The organism is Snodgrassella gandavensis (assembly GCF_914768025.1).
Classification (GTDB): domain Bacteria; phylum Pseudomonadota; class Gammaproteobacteria; order Burkholderiales; family Neisseriaceae; genus Snodgrassella; species Snodgrassella gandavensis.
In genome coordinates, this window is the sequence record NZ_CAJZCE010000012.1 from 42961 (window position 1) to 68346 (window position 25386).

General features: G+C 43.9%; 21 protein-coding genes and 1 pseudogene. 12 read left to right on the plus strand and 10 right to left on the minus strand.

The genetic code is table 11. The features are described 5' to 3' along the window. Positions 1–101: 101 nt before the first annotated feature. Together MJ764_RS11655 and MJ764_RS09070 are read left to right on the plus strand one after the other, a co-directional pair. Positions 102–1031, plus strand: a complete 930-nt coding sequence (locus MJ764_RS11655; protein WP_275415298.1) for a DnaJ domain-containing protein — start codon at positions 102–104, stop codon at positions 1029–1031. A 496-nt stretch (positions 1032–1527) separates the two neighbouring features. Continuing rightward, entirely contained in the window at positions 1528–2049 is a 522-nt protein-coding gene (locus tag MJ764_RS09070) for a TPM domain-containing protein (protein WP_239326294.1), read from the plus strand. Positions 2050–2537: 488 nt separating this feature from the next. Here the strand turns inward: MJ764_RS09070 and MJ764_RS09075 are convergent, their stop codons facing one another. The 4 genes from MJ764_RS09075 to modA form a co-directional block, all read right to left on the minus strand. After that, positions 2538–3332, minus strand: a complete 795-nt coding sequence (locus MJ764_RS09075) for a TOBE domain-containing protein (RefSeq protein WP_239326296.1) — start codon at positions 3330–3332, stop codon at positions 2538–2540. Next, on the minus strand, positions 3329–4015 hold the full coding sequence (locus tag MJ764_RS09080) for a sulfate/molybdate ABC transporter ATP-binding protein (RefSeq protein ID WP_239326298.1): 687 nt from the start codon (positions 4013–4015) through the stop codon (positions 3329–3331). Before MJ764_RS09080 ends, MJ764_RS09075 begins: the two co-directional genes overlap by 4 nt. A gap of 81 nt (positions 4016–4096) precedes the next feature. Then, on the minus strand, positions 4097–4777 hold the full coding sequence (gene modB / locus MJ764_RS09085; RefSeq protein ID WP_239326300.1) for a molybdate ABC transporter permease subunit: 681 nt from the start codon (positions 4775–4777) through the stop codon (positions 4097–4099). A gap of 62 nt (positions 4778–4839) precedes the next feature. Further along, positions 4840–5607, minus strand: coding sequence for a molybdate ABC transporter substrate-binding protein (gene modA / locus MJ764_RS09090; protein WP_239326302.1), 768 nt, complete (start codon positions 5605–5607; stop codon positions 4840–4842). Positions 5608–6093: 486 nt separating this feature from the next. Between modA and fdnG the strand changes: the two genes are divergently transcribed. The 8 genes from fdnG (at position 6094) to MJ764_RS09130 (ending at position 15891) form a co-directional block, all read left to right on the plus strand. After that, positions 6094–9201: a formate dehydrogenase-N subunit alpha gene (gene fdnG / locus MJ764_RS09095; protein WP_239326304.1), complete on the plus strand. Its 3108-nt coding sequence runs from the start codon at positions 6094–6096 to the stop codon at positions 9199–9201. A 12-nt stretch (positions 9202–9213) separates the two neighbouring features. Further along, positions 9214–10128 carry a formate dehydrogenase subunit beta gene (gene fdxH, locus MJ764_RS09100; RefSeq protein WP_100090035.1) on the plus strand — a complete coding sequence of 305 codons (915 nt, stop codon included), beginning with the start codon at positions 9214–9216 and terminating at the stop codon, positions 10126–10128. After that, the gene (locus MJ764_RS09105) at positions 10128–10787 is read left to right on the plus strand and encodes a formate dehydrogenase subunit gamma (RefSeq protein WP_239326306.1); all 660 of its coding nucleotides are present in this window, start codon (positions 10128–10130) and stop codon (positions 10785–10787) included. The genes fdxH and MJ764_RS09105 overlap by 1 nt, the downstream gene beginning before the upstream one ends. Positions 10788–10926: 139 nt before the next feature. Then, a complete protein-coding gene (gene fdhD / locus MJ764_RS09110; RefSeq protein ID WP_239326308.1) occupies positions 10927–11739 on the plus strand; it encodes a formate dehydrogenase accessory sulfurtransferase FdhD in 813 nt (270 codons plus the stop codon). Positions 11740–11828: 89 nt separating this feature from the next. Beyond that, on the plus strand, positions 11829–13154 hold the full coding sequence (locus MJ764_RS09115) for a cation:dicarboxylate symporter family transporter (protein ID WP_239326310.1): 1326 nt from the start codon (positions 11829–11831) through the stop codon (positions 13152–13154). Positions 13155–13406: 252 nt separating this feature from the next. Continuing rightward, positions 13407–14336: a formate dehydrogenase accessory protein FdhE gene (locus tag MJ764_RS09120; protein WP_239326312.1), complete on the plus strand. Its 930-nt coding sequence runs from the start codon at positions 13407–13409 to the stop codon at positions 14334–14336. A 139-nt stretch (positions 14337–14475) separates the two neighbouring features. Beyond that, entirely contained in the window at positions 14476–15033 is a 558-nt protein-coding gene (locus MJ764_RS09125) for a hypothetical protein (protein ID WP_239326314.1), read from the plus strand. Between the two features lie 357 nt (positions 15034–15390). Next, positions 15391–15891: a GNAT family N-acetyltransferase gene (locus tag MJ764_RS09130; RefSeq protein WP_239326316.1), complete on the plus strand. Its 501-nt coding sequence runs from the start codon at positions 15391–15393 to the stop codon at positions 15889–15891. Positions 15892–16179: 288 nt separating this feature from the next. Here the strand turns inward: MJ764_RS09130 and MJ764_RS09135 are convergent, their stop codons facing one another. Continuing rightward, the gene (locus MJ764_RS09135; protein WP_338053844.1) at positions 16180–17538 is read right to left on the minus strand and encodes an RtcB family protein; all 1359 of its coding nucleotides are present in this window, start codon (positions 17536–17538) and stop codon (positions 16180–16182) included. Between MJ764_RS09135 and MJ764_RS09140 the strand changes: the two genes are divergently transcribed. Beyond that, a complete protein-coding gene (locus MJ764_RS09140) occupies positions 17513–19672 on the plus strand; it encodes a conjugative transfer ATPase (protein WP_476749659.1) in 2160 nt (719 codons plus the stop codon). The genes MJ764_RS09135 and MJ764_RS09140 overlap by 26 nt on opposite strands. A gap of 266 nt (positions 19673–19938) precedes the next feature. Here MJ764_RS09140 and MJ764_RS09145 read toward each other — a convergent pair whose 3' ends face one another. Continuing rightward, positions 19939–21468 (minus strand): MFS transporter, encoded by a 1530-nt coding sequence (locus tag MJ764_RS09145; protein ID WP_239326320.1) that lies wholly within the window; start codon positions 21466–21468, stop codon positions 19939–19941. 350 nt (positions 21469–21818) lie between these two features. Between MJ764_RS09145 and MJ764_RS09150 the strand changes: the two are divergent. Next, positions 21819–22145 (plus strand): annotated as a pseudogene (locus MJ764_RS09150) (winged helix-turn-helix transcriptional regulator). Between the two features lie 641 nt (positions 22146–22786). On the opposite strand, the gene MJ764_RS09155 reads toward MJ764_RS09150, so the two are convergent. From MJ764_RS09155 to MJ764_RS09170, 4 genes are read right to left on the minus strand one after another with little or no spacing between them, the layout of a single operon-like run. After that, a complete protein-coding gene (locus tag MJ764_RS09155) occupies positions 22787–23977 on the minus strand; it encodes a molybdopterin molybdotransferase MoeA (RefSeq protein ID WP_239326322.1) in 1191 nt (396 codons plus the stop codon). Further along, complete coding sequence (gene mobA / locus MJ764_RS09160) at positions 23974–24651, minus strand: molybdenum cofactor guanylyltransferase (protein ID WP_239326324.1); 678 nt, start codon at positions 24649–24651, stop codon at positions 23974–23976. The genes MJ764_RS09155 and mobA overlap by 4 nt, the downstream gene beginning before the upstream one ends. Beyond that, positions 24576–25037 (minus strand): molybdenum cofactor biosynthesis protein MoaE, encoded by a 462-nt coding sequence (locus tag MJ764_RS09165; RefSeq protein WP_239326326.1) that lies wholly within the window; start codon positions 25035–25037, stop codon positions 24576–24578. The genes mobA and MJ764_RS09165 overlap by 76 nt, the downstream gene beginning before the upstream one ends. A gap of 1 nt (position 25038) precedes the next feature. After that, positions 25039–25287 carry a MoaD/ThiS family protein gene (locus MJ764_RS09170; RefSeq protein WP_037406207.1) on the minus strand — a complete coding sequence of 83 codons (249 nt, stop codon included), beginning with the start codon at positions 25285–25287 and terminating at the stop codon, positions 25039–25041. Between the last annotated feature and the right edge of the window lie 99 nt (positions 25288–25386).

Below are 25386 nucleotides of genomic sequence, written 5' to 3' on the forward strand. Positions count from 1 at the left end.
GGGTGTAAAACATTGATTATTTATCAAATTCCGAGTGAATTCATAGTATAGTTGTTTATCTTGTTAGATAGATTATGTGTTTTGTTTTCTGATAGGCATATATGTCTAAAATCGGGCTTGGTATTTATTTTCTGCTGTTGTGGTATTTACCCTTACGCTTTGGTGGTGGGGGTATGTTACTGGATGTTGTGCTGGTAATACTGCTTCTGTTTTATCTTTATGCGGTGCATATTGTTGATGATGGTACTGAAGCATCTATTGCTACAGACGAAAATCTGTATATAGCGGTATTGTTTGAGGTGGCCGGACAAATTTGCGCGGCCAAAGGGTATGTTTCTGCGGAAGATCGGTCGCATGTTTATGCACTGACTAAAAAATTGCAGTTGGACGCAGAAATGGAAGTACTGGCGCGCTATGCTTTCAATATGGGACAGATGTCAAATTATCCGCTCAGAGCACGGCTTGGCCAGTTATATCGTGCCTATAGTCATGACAAGCGCGCTTTGATGCTGTTTTGTAAACATATGCTCGAATTTGCACTGATAGATGGCCGGCTGCATAAGAATGAGCGGCGCATTCTGAACATTATGGCAGATGAGTTCCGTATTCCCTATGCGCAAATGCTGATTTTTGCCAGCCAGACAGTACATGGGCAGAGTAATGAATATCGCCATTACTGGCAGACAAATGAGCAATGGAAACAGCAGCGACAGCATGAACGATATGAGCAGCACCAGCACCAGCAACAGTCACGACAACAACAGCAGCAATATCGTCAACAGCAGCAGAGTAACAGACAGCCACCGCCGGTTGAGGAGCTGTATGATGATGCTTATCAGGTACTGGGAATCTCGGCAAATGCCAGTGCGCATGAAATCAAACAAGCATACCGCCGTCTGATGAATAAATATCATCCGGATAAGCTGATCAAACAGAAGTTATCGGCTGCTGAGATGCAGCGAGCAACCGAGCATACTCAGCGTATACAGGCTGCATATGCCTATGTAAAACAGTTGCGCGGATTTGTTTAGCCACTTGCGGGTACTTACTTGGTGCTAAGTTTGATATGCCACACAGTTTCTAAGGATTTTTTAAAGGGCTGTTCTGTTTCAGACAGATAAATCTGGCAAATGCGTTTCTGATTATATGCAGTTTTTTATCCCGGATATAATGAATTATTTCACTGCATATATCTCTGTTTTGATTTTAAATATTTGAATTATAAATTTTTTTGTTCAATGCAATCAAAAAATATGTGTAATCTTGTGCCATTAAAGCTAATATCTGCGTCTATATCTTTTGAATAAAATACATTCTTTTTTTCATCAGTGTGGCAAGAACTGGAAATGTACAAAGCAGTAACAGGCAAAACAGTGGAGTCAGTATTTTTGATTGGGGAAGCCTATGTCTGTATAAATATTTGTATAATTATTATGGTATTGATTTAGAAATCCAAACTACATAAACTCTAAAATTAACTTGTAGTGCTACCATATTGAATCAAATATACAGGAAAGAATGGGCTGTATGAGTACAAATAAACTGAGTATGGGGTTGTGGCCACGGCTCTGGCGTCACTGGACACATCCACGCCAGCGGGTAAGTATTTATTTTCCGACACTGGTACTGCAACAGCTTACTGAACAGATTACGCGTTCGGAACAGCGCCATACCGGACAACTGCGGTTTGTGATCGAGTCCAGTCTTAATACTGCCAGTCTGTGCCACCACGTAACGGCACGCCAGCGGGCACAGTACTGGTTCGGACATCTGGGCATCTGGGATACTGCGCAAAAAAGTGGCATTCTGGTTTATGTGCTATTTGCAGATCGCGCGGTGGAAATCATTGCAGACCGGGGTATTAATGGCTGCGTTGACATGGCGCTGTGGCAACAGATATGCAATCACATAACGCAGGCATTTCAGCAGCAGAATTATATGGCCGGTTTGAGCGCCGGGCTGGATGAGCTGACTGAATTACTGGTGCAGCATTTTCCGCGTACGCATGCGGGTGTGAATGAATTGGCAGATGAGGTGATCCTGCGCTAGGGCTAAATCTGCTGTATGTTTGGTATTATCTGATTCAGGTTTGAGCTGAAATGGCAATCCTTGTCATGTGTATGACTATACAGAGGGGGAACCGCTGGTCTGGATAAGATGAAAAATTAAAAATAATATTTGCGCCTTTCTGCTTAAACAACATATCAAACATTATTAATGTAATGATTGATATTAATTAACAATGTATTGTGATGAAATGATATAAACAGTTTTTTTGAATTAAATTTTTTTAATATTATTAAAATACATATATATAGGGTTTACAATGTATTTGCGGCTTAAAAGACAGATTAAAGCAAAGGGATAATATGCACAGGCCGCAAATAGCTTGGCTATCGTGCATTAGTATAAGCCAGAATAATTTGATACTGAATAGTATGGTTATTCTGGCTTCAGTATTCTCAGGCTGTGGATGAGGCAAAGTGTGCTGTGGTTTGCCTGTAGTGAATTAGATAAACACGGCAATTAGTGCCGGTTTAGCGCAGGCGTGCGAGAATAATGCCTGGTGCTTTGATTAACAGAATGATTTCATCGCCGATATCCAACTGCATATTTTCGGCGCTGTGGCGGGTCATGCTAGCAGTCAGGCTAAGTGCTGCACCTAAATCTACTGTAATAACACTATTGACTGTGCCGGTATCGATATGGCGTATGATTCCGCTTAGCTGATTGCGTGCAGATATAAGTAAATTGGGGTCTGGGCGGGCAAGTATAATGGCAGAAGCCTGAATCAGTGCCAGTGCTTCAACACCAACAGCCAGCTCCATCTGCTCACAACTGTGCCGAGTAAGCATCGCCACCAGTTCCTGCCCGCTGTTTAAACGCAGGTGAACTTCATTATTTACTGTTCCATCAATAATTTGACTCACTATGCCGGCAAGCTGATTATCGGCACTTAAATCCAGATTCATTTTTTGCCATAAGCCATAATGGCTCGGGTCGGCATTACTGTGCAATTGCCGGAGTAACTGCTGGTGGCGTTGCTGCATGGTATGGTAATAATCTAAAAAGGCTTCACCAAAGGCGGTTAAGACGCTGTTGCCGCCACCCTGACCGCCAGTCTGGCGCAATACTAAAGGTTGCGGTGCCAGATTATTTAATGCATCTATGGCATCCCAGGCTGCTTTATAACTCATAGGGACAGCCTTGGCTGCCTGAGTAATCGAACCGAAACGCTGAATATTTTCGAGTAGGGCAATTCGTTTGCTGTTACCAATCCGCTGGCCGTTAATGGTAGGAATCAGTTCAGTATCAAGATTGAATTCATTCATGATGGCTGCTGCGACGGGGAGCTGGAATATAAATGCCCATTATCCATGTGCCAGATTTGAGCGTCAAAAGCAGCAGCATCTGCGGGGTCGTGGGTAATCAGTAGCATCGGTAAATTTAGCTGTTGTTGCCAATTAGCCAGTTCTGTACGCATTTGTGCGCGTAGCTGGGTATCCAGTGCAGAAAATGGTTCATCCAGCAGAATAGCACTTGGTTTTGCAATCAGTGCCCGCGCCAGTGCCACACGCTGGCGCTGGCCGCCAGACAGGTGTGCCGGATACTGTTCGGCCACGGCATTGAGCTGCATGGCTGCCAGCCAATGTTCGACTTCTGTATACCGGCTGCGTTTGTGCGGATTGAATAAACCATGTTGAATACCGCAGGCGATGTTCTGGCGCACATTTAAATGCGGGAAAAGGGCATAATCCTGAAAAACATAGGCCAGTTTGCGTTGCTGCGGGCTGAGATTGAGATGTGGCGCCTGAAACAGGGTTACCCCGTTAACAATAATATGGCCTTGTGTCGGAGTCAGCAAGCCGGCAACAGCTTTTAGCATCAAGCTTTTTCCACTACCGGAGGCACCCATAATTACCGTACGTGGCGCCTGACTGGACAGGCGGATATCCAGAGTAAATTGGCTGCCATCAGTACGCTGGAGGGTTTTCTGGAAATTGAAATCTAACATAAAACCACTGGCTGAATTGAAAATAAGCACAAATAAAGCAATGCATAAGCAAGGGCATAATTCTGCGGTTCTGACATTGGATTATTTAAGATTATGCATGGGTACTTTGCCGGATAAAAGTTTGCTGGTAAGCAGTAATATCAGAATACATACCACAGATATTATCAGTACCAGTGTGTTGGCCAGATAGTCATCACCGGCCTGTACTGCTTCATATACAGCAATCGAAAGTGTTTGCGTTTGCCCGGGGATGCTGCCAGCCACCATCAGCGTAGCACCGAATTCGCCCATACTGCGGGCGAATGCCAGTAATACACCGGCCAGAATACCGCGCCATGCCAGCGGCAAGGTGATGCGCAGGAAAACACCGGTATTACTGATACCCAAAACACGGGCTGCTTGTTCCAGTTGTGGATCCAGACTTTCAAATGCAGCGCGTGCAGGTTTAAATACCAGCGGAAACGATACTACTGTGGCTGCTATTACAGCACCTTGCCAGGTAAAAATCAGATTAATACCCAGATAATGCTGTAACCATTGGCCGATAAAACCATTTTTACCAATCAGTACCAGCAGATAATAGCCCAGTACTGTTGGCGGCATCACCATTGGCAGAGTAAGGATGGTATCAATCAGTTCCCGTCCCCACACAGTCTTGCGAGCAAGAATATAGCCAGTGCTTACACCAAGAACCAGATTGATGACTGTTGCCCACAGGGCAATTTTAAGTGACAGGGCAAGGGCAATCCAGGCCGCAGCCATTATCCTCTCCTTGAAATGAAAATTCAGGCAGTTAAGGGCGCTAACTGCCGCAGAAATTATGCTCAGCGCGCGCTCTGGAAACCGTAATGTTTAAGAATCTGCTGACCTTTGGCTGAGCGGATAAAGTGCACGAAACGGTTGGCCGCAGCCGGCTCCTTACTGGCCACGGTTTTGGCAATAGGATAGCTGATTGGTTTGCTGGTGGGGATGGTAGCGGCTACACTAACCTTATCCGGCATAATGGCCGCATCCGTACCAAAGACAAAACCGGCTTCGGCAGACTGGTTGGCTACATAATCCAATGCCTGACGCACGTTGTTTACATTAACAATTTTAGGCTGAATCTGACTCCATACCTGCGCCTGTTCCATTGCTGCCTGTGCATAGCGGCCTGCTGGTGTGTAAGCCGGATTGCCCAGTGCAATATGCTTAATACCACTGTGTTGCAAATCTTTGAGACTACGTACGGTTACATCGCCTTTTTTCGGCGTAATCAATACCAGAGTATTATTTGCAAAATTAACTCTGTCTTGTGCCTGCACCAGATTTTTGGCCTGTGCCTGATCCATGGTCTGTTGGTCTGCCGAAGCAAATACATCTACCGGAGCACCATTTTGCATCTGCTGTAGCAGAGAACCGGATGCACCAAAATTGAGCAGAACTTTATCCTGCGGATATTGCTGCTGGTATGCCCTGGCAATGTCATTGAATGCATTGGTAAGGCTGGCAGCGGCAGAAACAGTGATGCTGGCAGCAAAAGAAGAATTGCTTACTATGCATAGGCTGATTGTGGTGATGAGGGCACTCAGGCGGGTATATTTATGACACATGTTTTATCCTCGGTTAGAATGCATTGTTATTTTCGGCAGGGTTAAATTGAGTTGATTATAAGGGAAAATAGCTGCGAAATATACCTTACTATATAACGAAAAGCAGTCATGCTGCTATCTAAGACTTGTATGCGATCGTGGGTAAAAAATATTTATAAATCAAAATGTATGCAAATATTAATTTGCAGATGAAATAATTTACTGAGTAATCAATTTAATTTTTTTGCCAGCCTGTTAATAGCATTATTTAATTAAAAATAATCTCTGTATCAGGTAAATAAAGGCTTTTAATGAAAATTATATTTATTTATTAATATTAAAAAATACATATAAAATTATATAAGAACTTAAATAAAGTATTATAATGGAGTTAAATGTTAGTATTAATAAAGTTACTAGCATATTTGGTAAGCTGTACGAGATTAGATTCTCTACAATAAATAAAAATAATTTCATTAGGAACCATCAAATTAGGAACCATCAAACATGAACCTGACAAGACGCCAGTTTTTCAAGGTTACCGCAGCAGGTGCCGGCGCTACAGGATTGGCAGTCATGGGCATGGCACCAGCCACTGCCTTTGCTGAAGTCCGCCAGTACAAATTATTACGGGCAACAGAAACACGCAATAATTGCACGTATTGTTCAGTTGGTTGTGGTACGTTGTTGTATAGCCTAGGTGACGGAGCAAAAAACGCCAAAAAGAAAATCTTTCATATTGAAGGAGACCCAGATCATCCGGTTAGTCGTGGTAGTTTGTGTCCAAAAGGCGCTTCACTGATTGACTTCGTGAACAGTCCAAACCGCGTGCTGCATCCGCAGGTGCGCGAAGCGGGCAGCAGTGAATGGAAAGACATTAGCTGGGATGAAGCGCTGGACCGCATTGCGCGTCTGATTAAAGACGAACGGGATGCCAATCTGATTGAAAAAAATGCTGATGGTGTGACCGTAAACCGGCTGGAAAGTCTGGGCATGCTGTGTGCCTCTGCCAGCTCTAATGAAACCGGTATCCTGACGCAAAAATTCATGCGTTCGCTCGGACTGGTTGGAACCGATTCGCAAGCACGAGTTTGCCATGGTCCAACTGTATCGGCGCTGGCTGCTACATTCGGCCGTGGTGCCATGACCAATACCTGGACTGATATCCAGAATGCCGATTTTATTCTGGTAATGGGTGGCAATGCAGCGGAAGCGCATCCGGTTGGTTTTAAATGGGTCATTGAAGCCAAAAAACGCAAGGGCACCAAACTGATTGTGTGCGACCCGCGTTTTAACCGTACTGCGTCCGTGGCTGACCATTATCTGCCTATTCGTTCCGGTACGGATATTGCTTTTCTTGGTGCGGTAATTAACTGGCTGATTGAAAACAATAAAGTGCAATGGGATTATGTTAAAAATTATACCAACGCTTCTTTTATTGTGGCCGATGGCTACGGGTTTCATGAAGGCCTGTTTTCCGGACATGCTGATTACACCACTGAGGACGGCAGCCATGCACCTGAAGCAGCTCCGAAAGGCGCCAAAGGTAGTGCTGTCTACAATAATGCCAGTTGGACATATGAGCTGGATGAAAACGGCTATGCCAAAGTTGACCCAACTTTAGAAAATCCGCGCTGTGTCTGGCAGGTGATGAAACGACATTATGCACAGTACACACCGGAAATGATGCATAAAATTACCGGCACCTCGATTGAGGATTTTCTGCTGGTATGTGAGGCTCTGGGCGCCACTTCGGCGAAAAACAAGGCTGGAACGATTCTGTATGCATTAGGCTGGACCCAGCATACCTATGGTTCGCAGAATATCCGTACCATGGCGATGATTCAGCTAATTCTTGGCAATATCGGTATGCCCGGTGGGGGTGTCAATGCACTGCGCGGCCATTCCAATATTCAGGGGTTGTCTGATCTGGGGCTGCTTTCCACCAACTTGCCGGGCTATCTGAGCCTGCCCAATGAAAAGAAAAACCCTACTTTTGCCGATTATTTGAGTGCACAGACACCAGCAGCCATGCGTCCGGGGCAGCTTAATTACTGGAGCAATACGCCCAAATTTATGGTTAGCCTGCTCAAATGGTTCTTTGGTGAGAATGCCACCAAAGAAAATGACTGGGGCTACGATTGGCTGCCAAAGTGGGACAAAATGTACGATGTCTTGCAAATGACCGAAATGATGTATCAGGGGCAAATGCATGGCCTGCTGGTACAGGGCTTTAATGCCATGGGTTCTTTCCCGGATTCCAATCGTATCGTTGAAGCATTTTCGCGCCTCAAGTGGATGGTAGTCATGGATCCGCTGAATACTGAAACTGCTACTTTCTGGGAAAATCATGGCGATGCGCATGATGTAGACCCATCTACTATCCAAACCACCGTATTTCGCCTGCCAGTGCCCTGTTTTGCTGAAGAAAATGGTTCTATTGTTAATTCTTCACGCTGGTTGCAATGGCACTATGCCGGAGCCGAAGCGCCAGAAGAAGCCAAAGCCGACCTTGAAATTCTGGCTGAGCTGCATTTGCGCATCAAGGCTCTGTATGCAAAAGAGGGCGGTAAAGTACCAGAACCAATTCTTAATCTGAGCTGGCCGTATCAAGTAGCACATTCGCCTACACCTGAAGAGATGGCGCAGGAGTCCAATGGCTGGGCTCTAGCAGATATCAAAGACGAACAGGGCAATATTATTGTGCCCAAAGGCGGACAACTGGATGGCTTTGCCCAGTTACGCGATGATGGTACTACTGCCTGTGCCTGCTGGATTTTTGCCGGTTCTTGGACTAAAAACGGCAATCAGATGGCACGGCGCGATAACAGCAATGCCGGGCTGGGCAACACCCCGGGTTGGGCATGGGCATGGCCAGCCAATCGCCGCATCCTGTATAACCGAGCTTCCTGTGACCCATCTGGTAAAGCCTGGGACCCAGAACGGATACTGATTCACTGGGATGGCCGTAAATGGATTGGAGCCGATGTAGCTGACTATAAGGCCGATCAGGCACCAGACACCAATATGAATCCGTTTATCATGAACGAGGAGGGTGTTGGCCGCCTGTTCTGTACCAAAAAACTGGTGGACGGTCCATTCCCGACATTCTACGAACCGACTGAATCGCCGGTTGGTAAGAATCTGCTCTACCCGAAAGTGTTAAATACACCCGCAGTACGCCTGTTTGACAGTGTTAAAGAACGCATTGGACATAAGGATGAGTTTCCCTGTGTTGGTACAACCTATCGCCTGACCGAGCATTTCCAGTTCTGGACTAAATCAGTGAAGTTACTGATGATTGCTCAGCCGGAACAGTTTGTCGAAATCAGCGAAGAGCTGGCGGCACAAAAAAACATTGCCAAAGGCGATACCGTTAAAATCAGCACCAAGCGCGGCTGGGTAGAAGCCAAAGCCGTGGTAACCAAACGTCTGCGTCCTCTGGATATTAATGGTCAGACGGTACATCAGATTGGTATTCCCCTGCATGGTGGCTGGGTGAATGTTGGTGAGAAAAAACAGTTTCTTATCAATACACTCACACCATTTGTTGGTGACTGCAACACGCAGACACCAGAATACAAAACCTTTTTGTGCAATATCGAAAAAGCGTGAGGGGAATAATTTATGGCTTTACAATCTTTAGATATCAAACGTCGTTCTGCCACCAATCAGCTCACGCCGCTGCCACAGGCACGCAAGCCGATTGAAATTGCCAAACTGATTGACGTGTCTACCTGTATAGGCTGCAAGGCCTGTCAGGCAGCTTGTTCTGAATGGAACGATATTCGTGACGAAATCGGTACCAATCATGGCGTATACGACAACCCAATCGACCTGAGTGCCGATAGCTGGACGGTCATGCGCTTTTCCGAAACCGAACAAAACGGCAAACTGGAGTGGCTGATTCGCAAGGATGGCTGCATGCACTGTGCTGACCCAGGCTGTTTAAAAGCCTGCCCGTCTCCTGGGGCAATCGTGCAGTATGAAAACGGTATTGTCGACTTTCATCAGGAAAACTGCATTGGCTGTGGCTACTGTATTTCCGGTTGCCCGTTCAATATCCCGCGCATCTCGAAAAAAGACAACCGCGCTTATAAATGTACCCTGTGTTCCGACCGTGTGGCTGTTGGTCAGGAACCGGCCTGTGTGAAAACCTGTCCTACTGGCGCCATTCATTTTGGCAGCAAGGAAGACATGAAATCTTTGGCTGGTGAGCGCATCAAAGATTTAAAACAGCGTGGATTTGAACATGCTGGGCTTTACGACCCGCAAGGGGTAGGGGGAACCCACGTCATGTATGTATTGCATCATGCCGACAAACCCAGCCTTTACCACGGTCTGCCTGATAATCCGCATATCAGTACCACCGTCAAACTGTGGAAAAGTATGCTCAAACCAATAGCTGCCTTTGGTATTGCCGCTGCCGCTTTTGCAGGTTGGCTGCACTACATCACCATTGGCCCGAATCGCCCGGATGATCACGAAGAACAGGTTCTTAATCGTGACGGCGAAATCCTCAAAGACAAGGGGGACGCATAATGAAAAAATTATTAATTCAACGCTATAAAAAATCTGAACGCTTTAACCATTGGGTCGTGGCTGGCTGTTTTGTCTTGCTGGCAGTTTCTGGGCTGGGCTTCTTCTATCCGTCTTTTTTCTGGCTGACAGAAGTGTTCGGTTCCCCGCAACTGGCGCGCATACTGCATCCGTTTATCGGAGTAGTGATGTTTCTGGGCTTTTTTATCCAGTTTTTTCGTTACTTTAAGCATAACTTTTTTGAGCGTGACGATCTTACATGGTTACTAGGTATCAAGCACATACTGCTGGGTAAGGAAATTGGTGATACCGGCAAATACAATGCAGGACAGAAGTGTATGTTCTGGCTGATGACCATCAGCATGGCGCTGTTATTTCTCAGCGGATTAATTGCCTGGCGGCAGTTTTTCTCCGATTATTTCCCCATCTGGGTGGTACGAATCGCCTTATTGATGCATTCTGCTTCAGCTATCCTGCTGATTGTAGGTATCATCATTCATGTCTATGCTGCATTGTGGATTAAAGGCACTATTCCTGCTATGGTAGAAGGAGTAGTTACTCAGGAATGGGCGAAAAAACATCATCCGCGCTGGTATCGGGAGATGATGGCCAAAAAAGAAGCCAGAGCACAGCAGAAGTCTGGTTCACAGACCAGCGATTAGTCAGGCCAGTAGTTTCTGGTAGTCCTGTCTGTATGGCCATCGCCATACAGACAGTCAAACTTTTATCTTCTTTTCTGTCCTGATTTTTACTCAGGATAGCCTTTTCCTGTTGCTGCCTGCGTGCAGATAGAGAAACCTCATGAATCATACATCCGCACAAAGCCGTACAGTCTGGGTGGCACAGGCCGGACAGTGCAGCAGTACCAGCGACAATGTCAGTGCCGAAATCCCGGTGGCACTCGTCTATAATGGTATATCCCATGTTGTACTCATGGCCACGCCTGCAAATATTACCGAACTGGCACTGGGTTTTAGCCTGAGTGAAGGTATTATTGAGAATGCTGAGCAGATTTACGCCATAGAAATCAGTGAATATCAGCATGGCATCGTTGCCGAAATTGAACTGGCCAGTGCTGCTTTTAGCCGCCTTAAAAGCCGTCGTCGCCAGATGAGCGGGCGCACCGGCTGTGGTCTATGTGGTATTGACAGTCTGGCAGCAGTACAACCAGAGTTAAAACCGGTATTACGCACAACGGATATCGACTTTAGCGTAATTGGGCGAGCTTTGACCGATTTTAACCAACACCAGCAGTTGCGTGCGCAAACTGGTTCGGTTCACGGTGTGGTGTGGGTGGATATGTCTGGCAGGATTGTAACCGTGCGTGAAGACATAGGCCGGCACAATGCTTTAGACAAGCTTATTGGCTGGGGAATGCATGCAAAAGTAGATTGGAAGCAGGGTTTTGTGGTATTGTCCAGTCGCGCTAGTTTTGAAATGGTAATGAAATCAGCAATAACCGGTATTGGGTGTATCGTGGCCGTATCTGCGCCTACAACCTATGCCATTGATTTAGCTCACAAGGCTAATATCACGCTGGTGGGTTTTGCGCGCCATAACCGCCAAGTAATTTATACCCATCCTCAATTTTTTTCATCCTTAACGCATATTTAAAACAAAAAATAATAGGGTATACTCTATTGTTATTGTTTTGCTTGTTAGCTTGAATAAGAACTATATTACCAATTACAGTAAGGACGACTATGTTATCGATTATCAAACGATATAGCCGTAATTTGGCCTGGCAAATTCTCTTTGCCCTGATCATGGGGGTAGCGGTAGGATTGTATCTGCATACTTTTGCAGATCCGTCACACCCGTACTACAAAACCTATCAATCCTGGGTAGTCAACGTATTACAGCCAATGGGCGATATCTTTATCCGCCTGATTAAAATGATTGTGCTGCCGATTATCCTCAGTACCCTGACTCTGGGAATTGCTGGGCTGGGTAATTCCAAAAGCCTGGGCAGACTGGGTGGTAAAACCATTTTGTACTTTGAAATCATCACCACCGTTGCCATCGGTGTAGGCATACTCTTTGGTAACCTGTTTCACCCCGGTAGCGGTATTGATATTTCCAATCTGCAACACACCAGTGTTACCCAGTACGTACAGAAAAGTGAGACATTGGCTGAGAAACCGCATGGTCTGGTTGTGATGATTCTGGACATGATTCCGCATAACATCTTTGATTCCCTCAGCTCAGGTGAAATCCTGCCAGTAATCTTTTTCTGCGTATTCTTTGGTTTGGGTTTAACCAAACTGCCCGACAATCAGCGCCTGTTCTTCTCGGATTTTCTGAAAGTCATCTCCGATGTAATGTTTAAAATCACCAACATGATTATGCGCTATGCGCCGATTGGTGTGTTTGGCCTGATGACAGTTACCATCAGCAAATTCGGTTTTGGTTCACTGATTCCACTGATGAAACTGATCCTCATTGTTTATCTGGCGATGATTGTGTTTACACTGGTGATTCTGGGGGGCGTGGCCTATTTCTGCCGCTTTAACATTTTCACCATTATCAAAATTCTCAAAGACGAGCTGATTGTTGCTTTCTCAACCTCCAGTTCTGAAACCGCGCTGCCAAAAATGATTGAGAAAATGGAAGCATATGGCGCGCCGAAATCCATTACCAGCTTTGTGATTCCTACTGGCTACTCATTTAATCTGGATGGTTCTACCCTGTATCAGAGTATTGCCGTTATCTTTCTGGCACAGCTATATGGTATTTCCCTGTCTGTAACAGATCAGGTAATGATCGTGATTACCCTGATGGTGGCTTCCAAAGGGATTGCCGGTGTGCCCGGGGTATCATTTCTGGTATTATCAGCTACATTGGCCACCACATCCATCCCGCTAGAAGGTCTGGGCTTTATTCTGGGTATCGACCGTATTCTGGATATGGGGCGCACTGTAGTAAATGTAATCGGTAATGCATTGGCTTCACTGGTTATCTCGCGCTGGGAACATGATTTTGATGATGAAAAAGCGCGAGAATACGAAAAATCACTTGGTATTAAATAATTTAGTTTATGCAATCAAAAGGTTCAGAGATATCTGAACCTTTTTTATTGTCTGCTGATAACTTATCCGTGTGTATAAAGCGCGGTACAGCAGACATTACTGCCATCTGCTTTTAGCAGCACAGGCAAAATAGTCAGTAGCAAATCCAGACAGAATGCATGATTTTAGTTAAACTTGGTTATTTTAGTCATTGATAATGGTATTAGCACCATCGCATCATGATGAGCAACCATTATCAGGTAGCGTAGATACATGAAAACACAAGCAACACCGGAAGCCATACAGTCACAGGAATTTTTTCATATCCCGTTCTGGCAGCAGCCTCAGGCTGATATTTTCAGCCAGCGTGCATTGCGCCTGAATGAACTGGCAGCAGAAGACAGCAGCGACTGGCAGCCATATTTACAGCTTCTTGCTGCCATCTGCAATGCCCAGCAAACCTTGCTGGAACGCTATGCAGAAACCGTATGGGTGCAGCCGTCAGCAGATACGGATGAATTTCCGCTTACTCCAGCATTACTAAGTGCCAATCACGATTTAACAGACCGTCTGTTTACGGATTTACATGCTTTACTGCAACAGCAATTGACACCAACAGCTGCACAGGTATGGAAAGAATTATTGCAGCTTGATAGCGAAGAACGCAGCCAGTTGTGCCAGCAAGCATTAAACCAGCAGCTCGGCGTGGCGCAGCAGGATTATCAAATTTGGGTAAACGCCGTGGTGCAGATTATCTATACCCATGCTGCGCTGAATTTAGCGTCTACAGCAGTTAAACCATTACCTGAACCGGGATTTTGTCCATGTTGCGGTACTGATGCCGTAGGTGCGGTGATAATCGGACATGGTGAACTTGAGGGTCTGCGCTATCTGTGCTGTGGTGTATGCAACAGCCGCTGGCACAGCGTGCGTGCGCGGTGCAGTTTCTGTGATAACAGCCGCGATTTAGGTGTACACCGCATCGAACAGGCAAATGAGGGGGTATTGTCTGGTGCGGAAGCTGAGTGCTGTCCGAGCTGCCATGCCTATCGCAAGCGCTATCGTCTGGCCAAACAGCAGTATGCCGATCCGATCGCCGATGATTTGGCCTCTTTAGCACTGGACATATTGCTAAATCAAGAAGACTGGCAACGTGGTGGTGCCAATCCGTTTTTACTAATGGGTAAAACACCGAAACACTAAAACCAGCCGCAAGCTGTTTAGCTCAAATCAAAAATCAGGAGCTAAACAGCTTTAACAAAAACGGTTGATTATTTATTGATAAATGGTCTGAATAATCTGGCCATAATTAGATTTTTTTTGCAACAAGTGAGTAACTACAATGGCAAAACAGGAGAATTTTTTTTGCATGGCAATAGGCCTTTTACTTATTGTGCTTGGGGTAACAAGTATTGTTGACAGTATTCATAATAAGCAGAAGCATTATATTCCCTTGCAAAATAAAGCCAAATATCTGTTATCTCTGGATTGTACCCATCAGGAATGCGTTACCGATGGACAAATGATATATGATCATCCGGAAAATATATCCAGTAAATCCATAAATACCCCCATTTATCATTTTCGCTATTATTTTCAGGCGGGGGATCAAACCTATGACAATAATGATCTACCGGTTTTTAGCGAAGGATTGGGTTTCAATAAAGGCGGAATGCGCTATATCCCTGCTGGGCGTTGGAATTCCAATGGGTTTACACCAGAAAAAATAATCTATGACCCTCATAACCCAAGTATAAATTTACCATTGGCGTATGCTAAAGTTCTGCCAGAGATACCTAATCCTTATGATATTTTTCAAGGTTTATTTATTCTGGCAGGTGGGATTATGTTTACGATAAATTTGTACAGGGGTAAAAATTTATTTAGAAAAAATAAATGAGCCTGAAGCTTTAAAACAAAGTTCAATATTATTAGCCAATGATAATATTTCCAGACTGATCTGTTTGCACTGACCATGCATTTTCAAACATCTGTTTAAGCCTACAGTCCTCGGTTTATTTAGCTAGGATTTAAAACTAATTGCCGCTAAAATACAGCACAAATCCTAAAAGCTTGGATTTTTTATTGGCAAACAAGATAGAGGAATTTTCGATATTTTTCATGTCAACCATCATAGATTAATCTGCACTAATATTGGTCACATTTGATGTGGATACTCACGAAGTTATTAGTACGGAAGCCAGCCTTGTCAATGTTGGCGATATTGAAGTGCAAAGTCTTGCTAGAGCAAATCATAATGAAAATAGGAAACAAGTTGGGTAATGCTGCATCTAAAATCGAAGTAAAACCATACTCTTCACGCTATGCCTCTGAAATATGCGATTTGTTTCATTCGTCTATTCATGCTATTGATACCGATATTTATAGCAAAGCACAGCAAGAAGCATGGTGCTCAACACCACCAGATTATCAGAAGTGGTTAGAACGTTTAGATAACACTCAGCCTTGGATGGCTATCTTTGGTTCAAGCCTTGCGGGGTTTGTTGAACTTGGAGATGATGGTTACATAGACTGTCTGTACGTGCATCCTGACTTTCAAAAGCGTGGCATAGCTAGAAAACTCTATGACCATGTGCTTGACTTGGCCCACCAGAAAAAGCTTTCACAATTAAGTGTAGATGCTTCAAAAGTGGCTATGCCAATTTTCAAAAAATGGGGTTTTAAAATAAAGCGGGCTAACAAAATATCCAGAGAAAATCAGGTACTGATAAATTACCATATGTATAAACCACTTTGATTTTTATTGAGACCTTTGTACGGTAAAGCTTCACTCAAACTAAATTTTTAACCGCATTTATCCAGAATTTTAGTTAGAAAATAAGTTAATTTTTTTATATTGATACAGGCTAAAACATTAGGATAGTAAGACGATACGAGAGAAATTATTTAATAATTTCAATCAGATTTTTTAATGATGTATTTTATTTATGCTGAGATTCATTAATATCAATTTTGATAGTTTGTGAGCTTTATCAGTTAATCCTACAAACAGCCCAAGCCTATAAAGCTTGGGCTGTTTGTATGATTATGCTTTAAAAGTAATCCAGGGTTTAAGTTTTACTACTGGCTGAATTAAACCGGCATTTTCTTGGGCTTCGATTACTGGTGTAATCGGTTTATAGGCGGCAGGTGCTTCTTCACGTAAACGTTCCTCTTTTAAGGTAATACATTGCCATGGCAAATCAACCTTATCAGATGCCACTTTTTTGCTACGCATTGATTGCCGCCTTTCTGCTCTGCCTGCACCGTGTGAGCAAGACCATAACCAGTCTGGATTTCCTTTGCCAAGCGCTACATAAGAGTAGTCTCCCATTGAGCCGGGGATTAATACAATTTCGCCATTATTGGCTGGTGTGGCTCCTTTGCGGTGAATGTTCATTCCATGCTCAGGTAAAATAATGTTATGCGAAATATCCACGATTAACTGACTATTATCGTGTTTAAAAATCGCCATTAATTCTTTACGTATCAATTCGGTGATGACGATTCGGTTAATCCATGCATAACGTGCTGCAACGCCCATTGCCTGCAAGTAATTTTGTGCATTTTCATCTGCTAAACCAAATAATCCTGATGTTGGATATTTTTCATTTACTGGCCATAAGGCTTTGGCTTTATCTTGCCAGCGGTTGCCAATATAAAATCCCACATCGCGTGAACCGGTATGAATCATTATTACAATAGCATTTTTCTTTAACCCCATTTGATAAGCTAAATGTCGATCAAGGATTTTATCAACAATTTGTAACTCAACAAAATGGTTACCTGAGCCAACTGTACCCAAGCTTGCAGGGCGGATAATATTTCGTGACTCAAAAAAGGCCTCTGGCGCGTATTTGCTATCTGTTGTGATTAATGACTGCTCTGATATTTGATTAATTTTCGCAAGTAGCCGCTTAAAATTGACGTGTTGCCACAAACCTTGTTGTGGTAATGCTGCTATCCATGCCGCTATGCCTTCATCAAACAATGTTTGAAAGGATTGCGGTGTAACAGGAATATTACGCTCGTCTTGCAATAATACGCGTTTGAGTTGCGCGATAATGGATGATTTTTGTTCATTCACTTCATCATGGCTTAAACCAGTGGTCAAAAGGCGCATACCGCAGTTGATATCAGTGCCAATGGCTGCCGGAATGACTAAATCTTCTGTTGTTGCCACGATACTGCCCACCGGTGCAATCGCTCCCGGATGAACATCGGGCGTTGCTCGCGCTGCGCACACGTGTCCTAAGCTGTTAGGTACGTTGACCGATGCAAAATCCAGTAACTGCTTTACTGCTTTTTCTTCTAAAGGTAAAGCTTGCAGTAATAATACTTGAGCAGTGGTGTTTTGTTGATTAAAAGTATAGATATTAGTGGGTAGGCTCAGTAATGCAGGGATTAAAGTAAAACGTCTCGGTGCTCATGAGGTTCACGATTGGTTATTGCGTTGGTTCAATCCTTATCCGAACATGCTTGGTAATGAGGCGATTAACCGCGATTACTTTTATAAACTGGTGGGCTATCCCCCTGAAGTGGAAGAAGGCGAATTAGATCTTGTCAGTGGTGTCGGTTTTAGTGAGCGCTTGTTTTTCAACAAGCTGCGCTCAGATGTAGATAAAGGCTTATGGTATTTTGATAACTGCCCGCATCGGGTGCTGGTGTTAGATAAACTACGTTCACTGCCAAGTGTTGGGCATATCACCGGAGAAGCTAAAAAAGGCGGTGATGCCATTAATGCGCTGTTTGACCAGATGCCCGAAGATACGTTGCTTTGTATCACAATGGTCGTCACACCACAGGATATTTTAGAATCCCATCTTAACTACTTAGCTAAAAAATTGGTGGGAGAAACCCTAGCCTCAGAACAAACCCGTGATGATGTGGATGATGCGCGTAAACTGATTGGGAGTTCCCACAAACTCTATCGTGCTTCGGTTGCATTCTATTTACGAGGTCAAACCGAGCAATTATTACCAGAACGAGAACTGGCACTCTGTAATGTGATGCTAGGGGCTGGACTGCAACCCATTCGAGAAAAAGATGAAATCGCTCCACTCAATAGCTATTTACGTTGGTTGCCTTGTGTCTATAACCCTGTGAAAGATAAAAAACAGTGGTATACCCAACTGATGTTTGCGCAGCATGTGGCTAACCTTACGCCCGTGTGGGGAAGAAGCCAAGGTACGGGACATCCTGGCATTACCTTTTTTAATTGTGGGGGTGTCACCGTCACCTTTGATCTTCTCAATAAACTCGACCGACAAATGAATGCTCATTTATTCTTATTCGAGCCTACGGGATCAGGAAAATCAGCAACGCTCAATAATATCCTCAGTCAAATCACGGCGATTTATACACCACGGCTATTTATTGTCGAAGCGGGTAATTCGTTTGGTTTATTTGGTGATTTAGCGGGACGCCAAGGATTAACAGTCAACAAAGTACGACTCGCACCGGGTTCTGGTGTGAGCCTTGCCCCCTTTGTGGATGCTAAGAGGTTAGTACAAACCCCGTATGAGGTTGAAATACTCGATGTCGATAAACTGGATGAGGATTTGCCACAAAATACGCCTACTGAAAACACCACGGAAGATGAGCAACGGGACGTACACGGTGAACTTGAAATCACCACTCGAATGATGATTACCGGCGGTGAAGAAAAAGAAGAAGCACGCATGACGAGAGCTGACCGTAGCATGATACGGCAATGTATTGTCGATGCCGCTGAAGAATGTGAGCAAAATAATCGCATGGTACTCACGCAAGATATTCGTGATGCGTTAAGAAGGCGTGCACAAATTGGACAATTACCCGAAGCCAGAGCCAACCGACTATTAGAAATGGCGGATGCAATGGATATGTTCTGTCAGAGAATGGACGGCGACATGTTTAATAAACCCGGAACGCCTTGGCCTGTAACCGATATTACCATTGTGGATCTCGCCACCTTTGCTAGAGAAGGCCATAACGCACAGCTTTCAATTGCTTATATCTCATTGATTAATACCGTCAACAACATCGCTGAACGAGACCAATTTTTAGGACAACCGATTATCTTTGTCACCGACGAAGGGCATATCATTACCAAAAATCCGCTGCTTTCACCTCACGTGGTAAAAATTACCAAAATGTGGCGAAAACTCGGGGCTTGGTATTGGCTAGCGACCCAAAATGTCGATGATTTACCTAAAGCCGCTGAGCTAATGCTCAATATGATCGAATGGTGGATTTGTCTCAACATGCCACCGGATGAAGTGGTGAAAATTGCCCGTTTTCGTAAGCTGAATGACGCACAAAAGGCATTGATGTTATCCGCCCGTAAAGAATCAGGTAAATACACGGAAGGTGTGATTTTATCAAAATCAATGGAAGTGCTCTTTCGAGCGGTGCCACCGAGTCTCTATTTAGCCCTCGCCATGACCGAGCCAGAGGAAAAGAAGGAGCGTTATCAGCTAATGCAACAACACGGCATCAGTGAATTAGATGCTGCTATTTTAGTGGCTGAAATGATGGATAAAAAACGCGGAATATGATTTTGATTAATGATTTTCTTACAAACAATGAGATATGATTATGAAGCATGAAATAAAAAATGATATCAATAGGTTACTAGTAAATTAAACATAAATAATTCTTTCATGAAAAAAATTTTAGAACCGTCCTTTATTAGATTTTGCAAGATTATCAACCAATACATCAACTGGTGACATACGATAATTTATAGAGAGTATTATTTAGTATTAGACAATGACAGAAAACTGTTGTTGTCATCATTGATACTAATTCTAAAGAAGATTCCTTAATTAATGGGAACATTCTTCCTCTTCAACAAGAATATGCTAAACAAGCAGATTATTGTACTAATAATAGTTAATATAGCTAATGTAAAATTGAAGGCACTATGATAACTCGTAATGATATCATTAAGCATAATTGGCTGAATATTTGTAGCAACATCAGATAGTGGCGCGGTGAGATTTCCACTAGCTACTGAATTTATCCAGTCTGCTATTACATCGATTGATGAATTATATTTTATTAATAAATCTGGTAAAATACTATTAAGATTAGCTGTTAATAATGAACCATATAATACAACTGCTATGGCTTCACTACCTAAACGTAATGTATTCAATAAGCCAGCTGCCATACCTGTATGATGAGGTTCAACACAGCTTAACGCTAGCCCATCAACAAGTCCTGCTGTTAGTCCCATTCCAGCACCGATCATAAATAATGCAAAACCGATTAGGTATAGCTGCCCATCAACACCACCAACTAAAAACAATAAAATTCCGCCAAAAATCATTAAAATAAGGCTAATAAATATAATAGATATTGCGGAGACTCCGGATGAAACAATTTTTCCTGCTAGTAAAGGGCAGAATAATACGGGAACAGTTAATGTGATCATGATAATGCCAGCATAAGAAGGGCTGAACTGCATAACGCCAATTAAATAACTTGGATAATAGGTAAGTAAAGTAACAAAGCTGAAACTAGCAACAACAGGAACGAGAATCAAACCTACATATTTTTTATTTTTTAATAGCGTTAGATTTAACACTGGATTAGTGATCGATTTTTCATACATTACAAATATAACACCCGAAAGAAAGCTAACACCCAACAATATTAATGTTTTCATATTTAACCATCCCCATTGGGCACTTTTGCTAATTGAAAACATTAATAGAAACAAAGCTATGGTAAAAATTATTGACCCAATTTTATCAAATGGATGTTGATGTCTAGTGAGATTATCTTTTGTTATAGTTGGTGTCATTAGTATTACTACAGCCAAGACAGCGGTATGTAATATAAAAATAGCTCGCCAGTTGAATAAGTCTAACAAAAAACCTGATATTGTTGGGCCAAATGTAATACCTATGCCCGCTGTTGTTCCAAAAAATGCGAATGCTTTAGTTCTCTTCTCTCCATCAAAAGTTTTGATTAGTATGGCACTTCCACATGAGAATATAGCAGCACCACCCACACCGGCCAAACCTCGAGCTATATCAAGCATTAAAGGACTAATGGACATAGCGGATAATAAGGAAGCAACCGTATAGATAGTTGCACCTACTATAAATGATTTTTTATGACCAAAATTATCTGCGAATGATCCCCATAACAAAGTAAAACAAGCAAAGGTCAAATTAAAACTATTAACAACCCATTGTAGTGAAGTTAAATTAGCAGAGAGATCAGCACCTATAAATGGTAGTGCAATCGCGGTTCCTGAGATAGATGTTGGTACTACAAATACAGCAAGCAATATGGATATTAATACAATGGCTGTTTTGGGATGGTCAATTTTTTTGTTCATTTGTAAGTTCTATAGTTAAATTATTTTACAATTTGTTTAAAATAATTAAATCAGGACAGGTTCAGAGATTTCCCCTAATTTTTTCAGCTTCTAATAGCCTGTTTTTATTTCTACTGGTTAGGGCTACATCAGCACCTGCGGTTATAAATTCTCTGGCCGTTACCAGCCCTCCCACTACTTGCACTCGTAACGAGAGCATATTTACCTTCTACCCTTTTCATATTTCCCCTTTTAAAATTAAACTCAGTGTAATTTAACTAGTTTACTTATGAAAGTAGGTACCAAATAGATACTATTGGAAAATAAGTATGCAAAATGAAAAAAATATAGATCAAAATTTTAACTGTCCCATGGTTAAATTCATCAATCTGATTTCAGGAAAATGGGCGATTTTTATCCTATACCGTTTAATAATCAAGAATGAACCTATCCGTTTTGGTGAACTAAAACGTGCAATTTCGCCAATTACACAAAAAGAATGAACAAAACAACTAAGGCTATTTGAACAAAAGGGATTAATTAGCAGAAAACTATATCCTGAAGTACCACCAAAAGTGGAATACCAGATAACGGAACTCGGTAAAACTTTAAAACCAGCCCTAAATTCTATAGCTAACAGGATAAAACAACATGAAAATGTGTTAGGGCGTCTCAAAACAATTCCCTCATCTTATTAGAAAAATGACTCTCAATCCCAAGTCGGGATAATCGTTTTTGTAAACGAGTAAATGTAGACATCATTGCCACCTAGAAAACAATAAAAAACGGCCTCCTCTTCTTGAGAGGATAATTACTGTTTTCCTGCAGCAGCACGATTCAGGAAAGCGGCTTGATTCTATACAAAGGTTATTTGGTTGCAAGGTATTGATAAAGAAATAATAAACATTTTTTTTATCAGCTATTCAAAAGAAGCTGATTTTTTGTAAAAAAATTTCAGATAATGGGTGCGTTTCAAGATAAAACGTATTGTCGATTCAAGCGCAAAGTATGCATAGCAACACATTTTCGTAATGCACTCAGCAGTGAGCAAGGCTATCGTTATCTATATGGTAAGCTTATGGGCAGACTATAACTATTCATATAATTTTTAGAGGGTAAGGTAAACTTAACACTAAAAGGGAAAGAAGATAAATTGAAAAACGGACAAGACGGATTTTTGGTGTGGCTTATAAATGGCAAATGGTTAGGCTATATCGACAAGGGAAATGGCGCAGTGAATTGGTGTGGGAATATGATTTGACACCATCTGCCTTATGCCGCAAAAAAGCCTATGTTTAACATAGGCTTTTTTATTTGCTTTACTGGATAAACCAACTGTTTATATGGGATAAACAGTTAACCATTGCCCCTGCTGAATATCGGTTTGTGCGGGAATATCGATTAATACCTGTGCATCGACGCAACCAGACAGCATATGTGATCCCTGCTTGGCCAATGGTTGTACTTCGGGGCCGTTATTGGTAAAGCGGATGGTACCACGCAGAAATTCGCGCCGTTTTTGCTGATTGGGCATAATGCTAAAGGCAGCTTTGGCCTGATAGCATTCGGGTAGTGCTTGCAGGATATGGCGGCCGGCTGCGGTTTGCAGTGCCGGTAATCCCAGCAGTTTGAAGGTAACAAAGCTGGCAACGGGGTTGCCGGGCAGCAGCATAACACGGCATTGTTTAATATTGCCCCAGCCAAAAGGTTTGCCAGGTTTTATCGCCAGTTTCCAGTGTTCGATATTGCCTAGCTGTTGCAGTGCCGGCTTAACCAAATCGCGGTCGCCCACTGAGGCACCGCCGGAAATAATAATGCTGTGACTACTGTCCGCGGCTTTAGCGAGGGTATCGGTGATGATGTCGAGCTTATCCGGCAGGATGCCGCCATCAATAATTTCAATAAACGCATATTCGCTCAGACTAGCCAGCAGCATAGGGCGGTTGCTGTCGTATATCTGGTGCTGCTGTAGCTGGTTATTGCCGCTTACCAGTTCATCGCCAGTGGTAAATACGCTTACGCGCAGTTTCTGATACACCTGCAATTCGCTTGCGCCTTGTGAGGCAGCCAGCCCGATTGCCTGTGCGTTTAGCAGGGCACCTTTTTCCAGTAGGGTAGCACCCTGTTTCAGCTCTTCACCTCGGCGGCGGATATTGTCACCGGCAGCGGGTGCACGGGTGCTGCAAAGGGTATCGCCGTTCACGCTGGTGTTTTCCTGCATAATTACGGCATCGGTATTTTCTGGAATGCCGGCGCCGGTATAGATGCGCACAGCCTGTCCGTGTTGCAGGGTCAGTTGCTGGGTGTCACCGGCAGCCGCGGTACCAGTAAGCTGCCATGCGGTGCAGTCCAGTCCGCAGATGGCATAGCCGTCCATAGCGCTGTTGTCGAATGCAGGAGCATCGGCAGTGGCGATAAGCGGCTGGGTAAGAATGCGGCCGGCAGCCTGATTAAGGGGTACGATTTCGCTGTCGACTATACGGCTGGCCTGTTGTAGTAGGGTTTCCTGTCCCTGATAAAAATCCATCATGATGTTGTGGCTCCGCTGCGCGTGCTGGTAAACATTGCGCTGCTGTTATAGTTAGTAAACGGGGTGCTGTCGGCAAAAGTAACAATGGCGTGGCGATAAGGCTGAATAATTGAGCGTACGCTGTGTTTGCCGCTGCTGTTAAGTTGTTGCTGGATATGCTGCAAGTGGCGCCGGCGCATCTGACAGACGATGGGGTGCAGATTGCCGGCATCGGCGGCGCAAACGATATCTAGCTCGGGCTGCTTATGCAGCTCCTGATACAGGCGGGTGATGATGTCTGCATTTAATAGTGGCAGGTCGCACGGTACGATTTGCAGATATTCGATGTGTTCCGGTAAGGCCTGCGCTGCGCTGATAATGCCGGCCAAAGGCCCCATCTGCGTATACGCAGGCAGATCAGGGTAAACCGGATAGCCATAATCCTGTATCTGCGCGATATCGCGATTGGCACTGATAATAATGTGCTCGCTGCAACGGCCAAGCTGGCGCAGGATATGTGCCAGCAGCGGCTGGCCGTTAAGTGACAGCAAGGCTTTGTTGGCACCGCCAACGCGGGTGCCGAGGCCTCCGGCAAGGACAATCAGGCCTAGCTGTGCATCTATTGCCATGACTGGGTGCGCTGTTGGTCGCTGTGTTTCATTTCTACCCAGTGCTGCTGGCCGTTGGCAAAACATTCTTTTTTCCAGAATGGCGCTTCGGTTTTCAGGTAGTCCATGATGAAATGATTGGCCTGATAGGCATGTTCGCGGTGACCGCTGGCGGTGAGCACCAGTACAATTTGTGCGCCTACCGGCAGTTTACCTACGCGGTGAATCACGCAGGTATAGGGTAGTGACCAGCGCTCTGCGGCCTGAGCGATGATTTTGCGGATTTCGTGCTCAGTAACTTCGGGCATATGGGTAAGGTAGAGGTGGCTGAGTGGCTGCTGCGGATTATCGTTGCCACGCACTTTGCCAATAAAGCTGACTACGGCACCACAATCTGGTGCGCTGGCTTCAGCCAGCGCCAGTTCATGATTGAGGTCGAAATCTTCGCTTTGTACTTGTATCCGAGTGTGCATTTTAGCCTCCGGTTACCGGTGGCAACAGGGCTATGCTGTCACCGTCTTTAAGGGCAGCGCAGCCATGCTGAATAATATTATTGACGGCAATTTTGTATACTTTGCCAGCCGCCAGTACCTCACTGAATGGGGCACCACGCTGGCGCAGGTAGGCCAAAAGGGCATCGCTGTCGGTAAAGTTGGGAGATAGCTGTTCCTGTGTCAGGCCAAGCTCTTCGGCAAAGCGTGCCAGATAAATCACGGTAATCATGATAAAAATACAAATCAATCAATAATCGTTTATTATGCCGTGTTTTTTCTTTTTGTGGCAGATGACTATTGCAGATGCAATTGGATTTAAGGAGTAAAA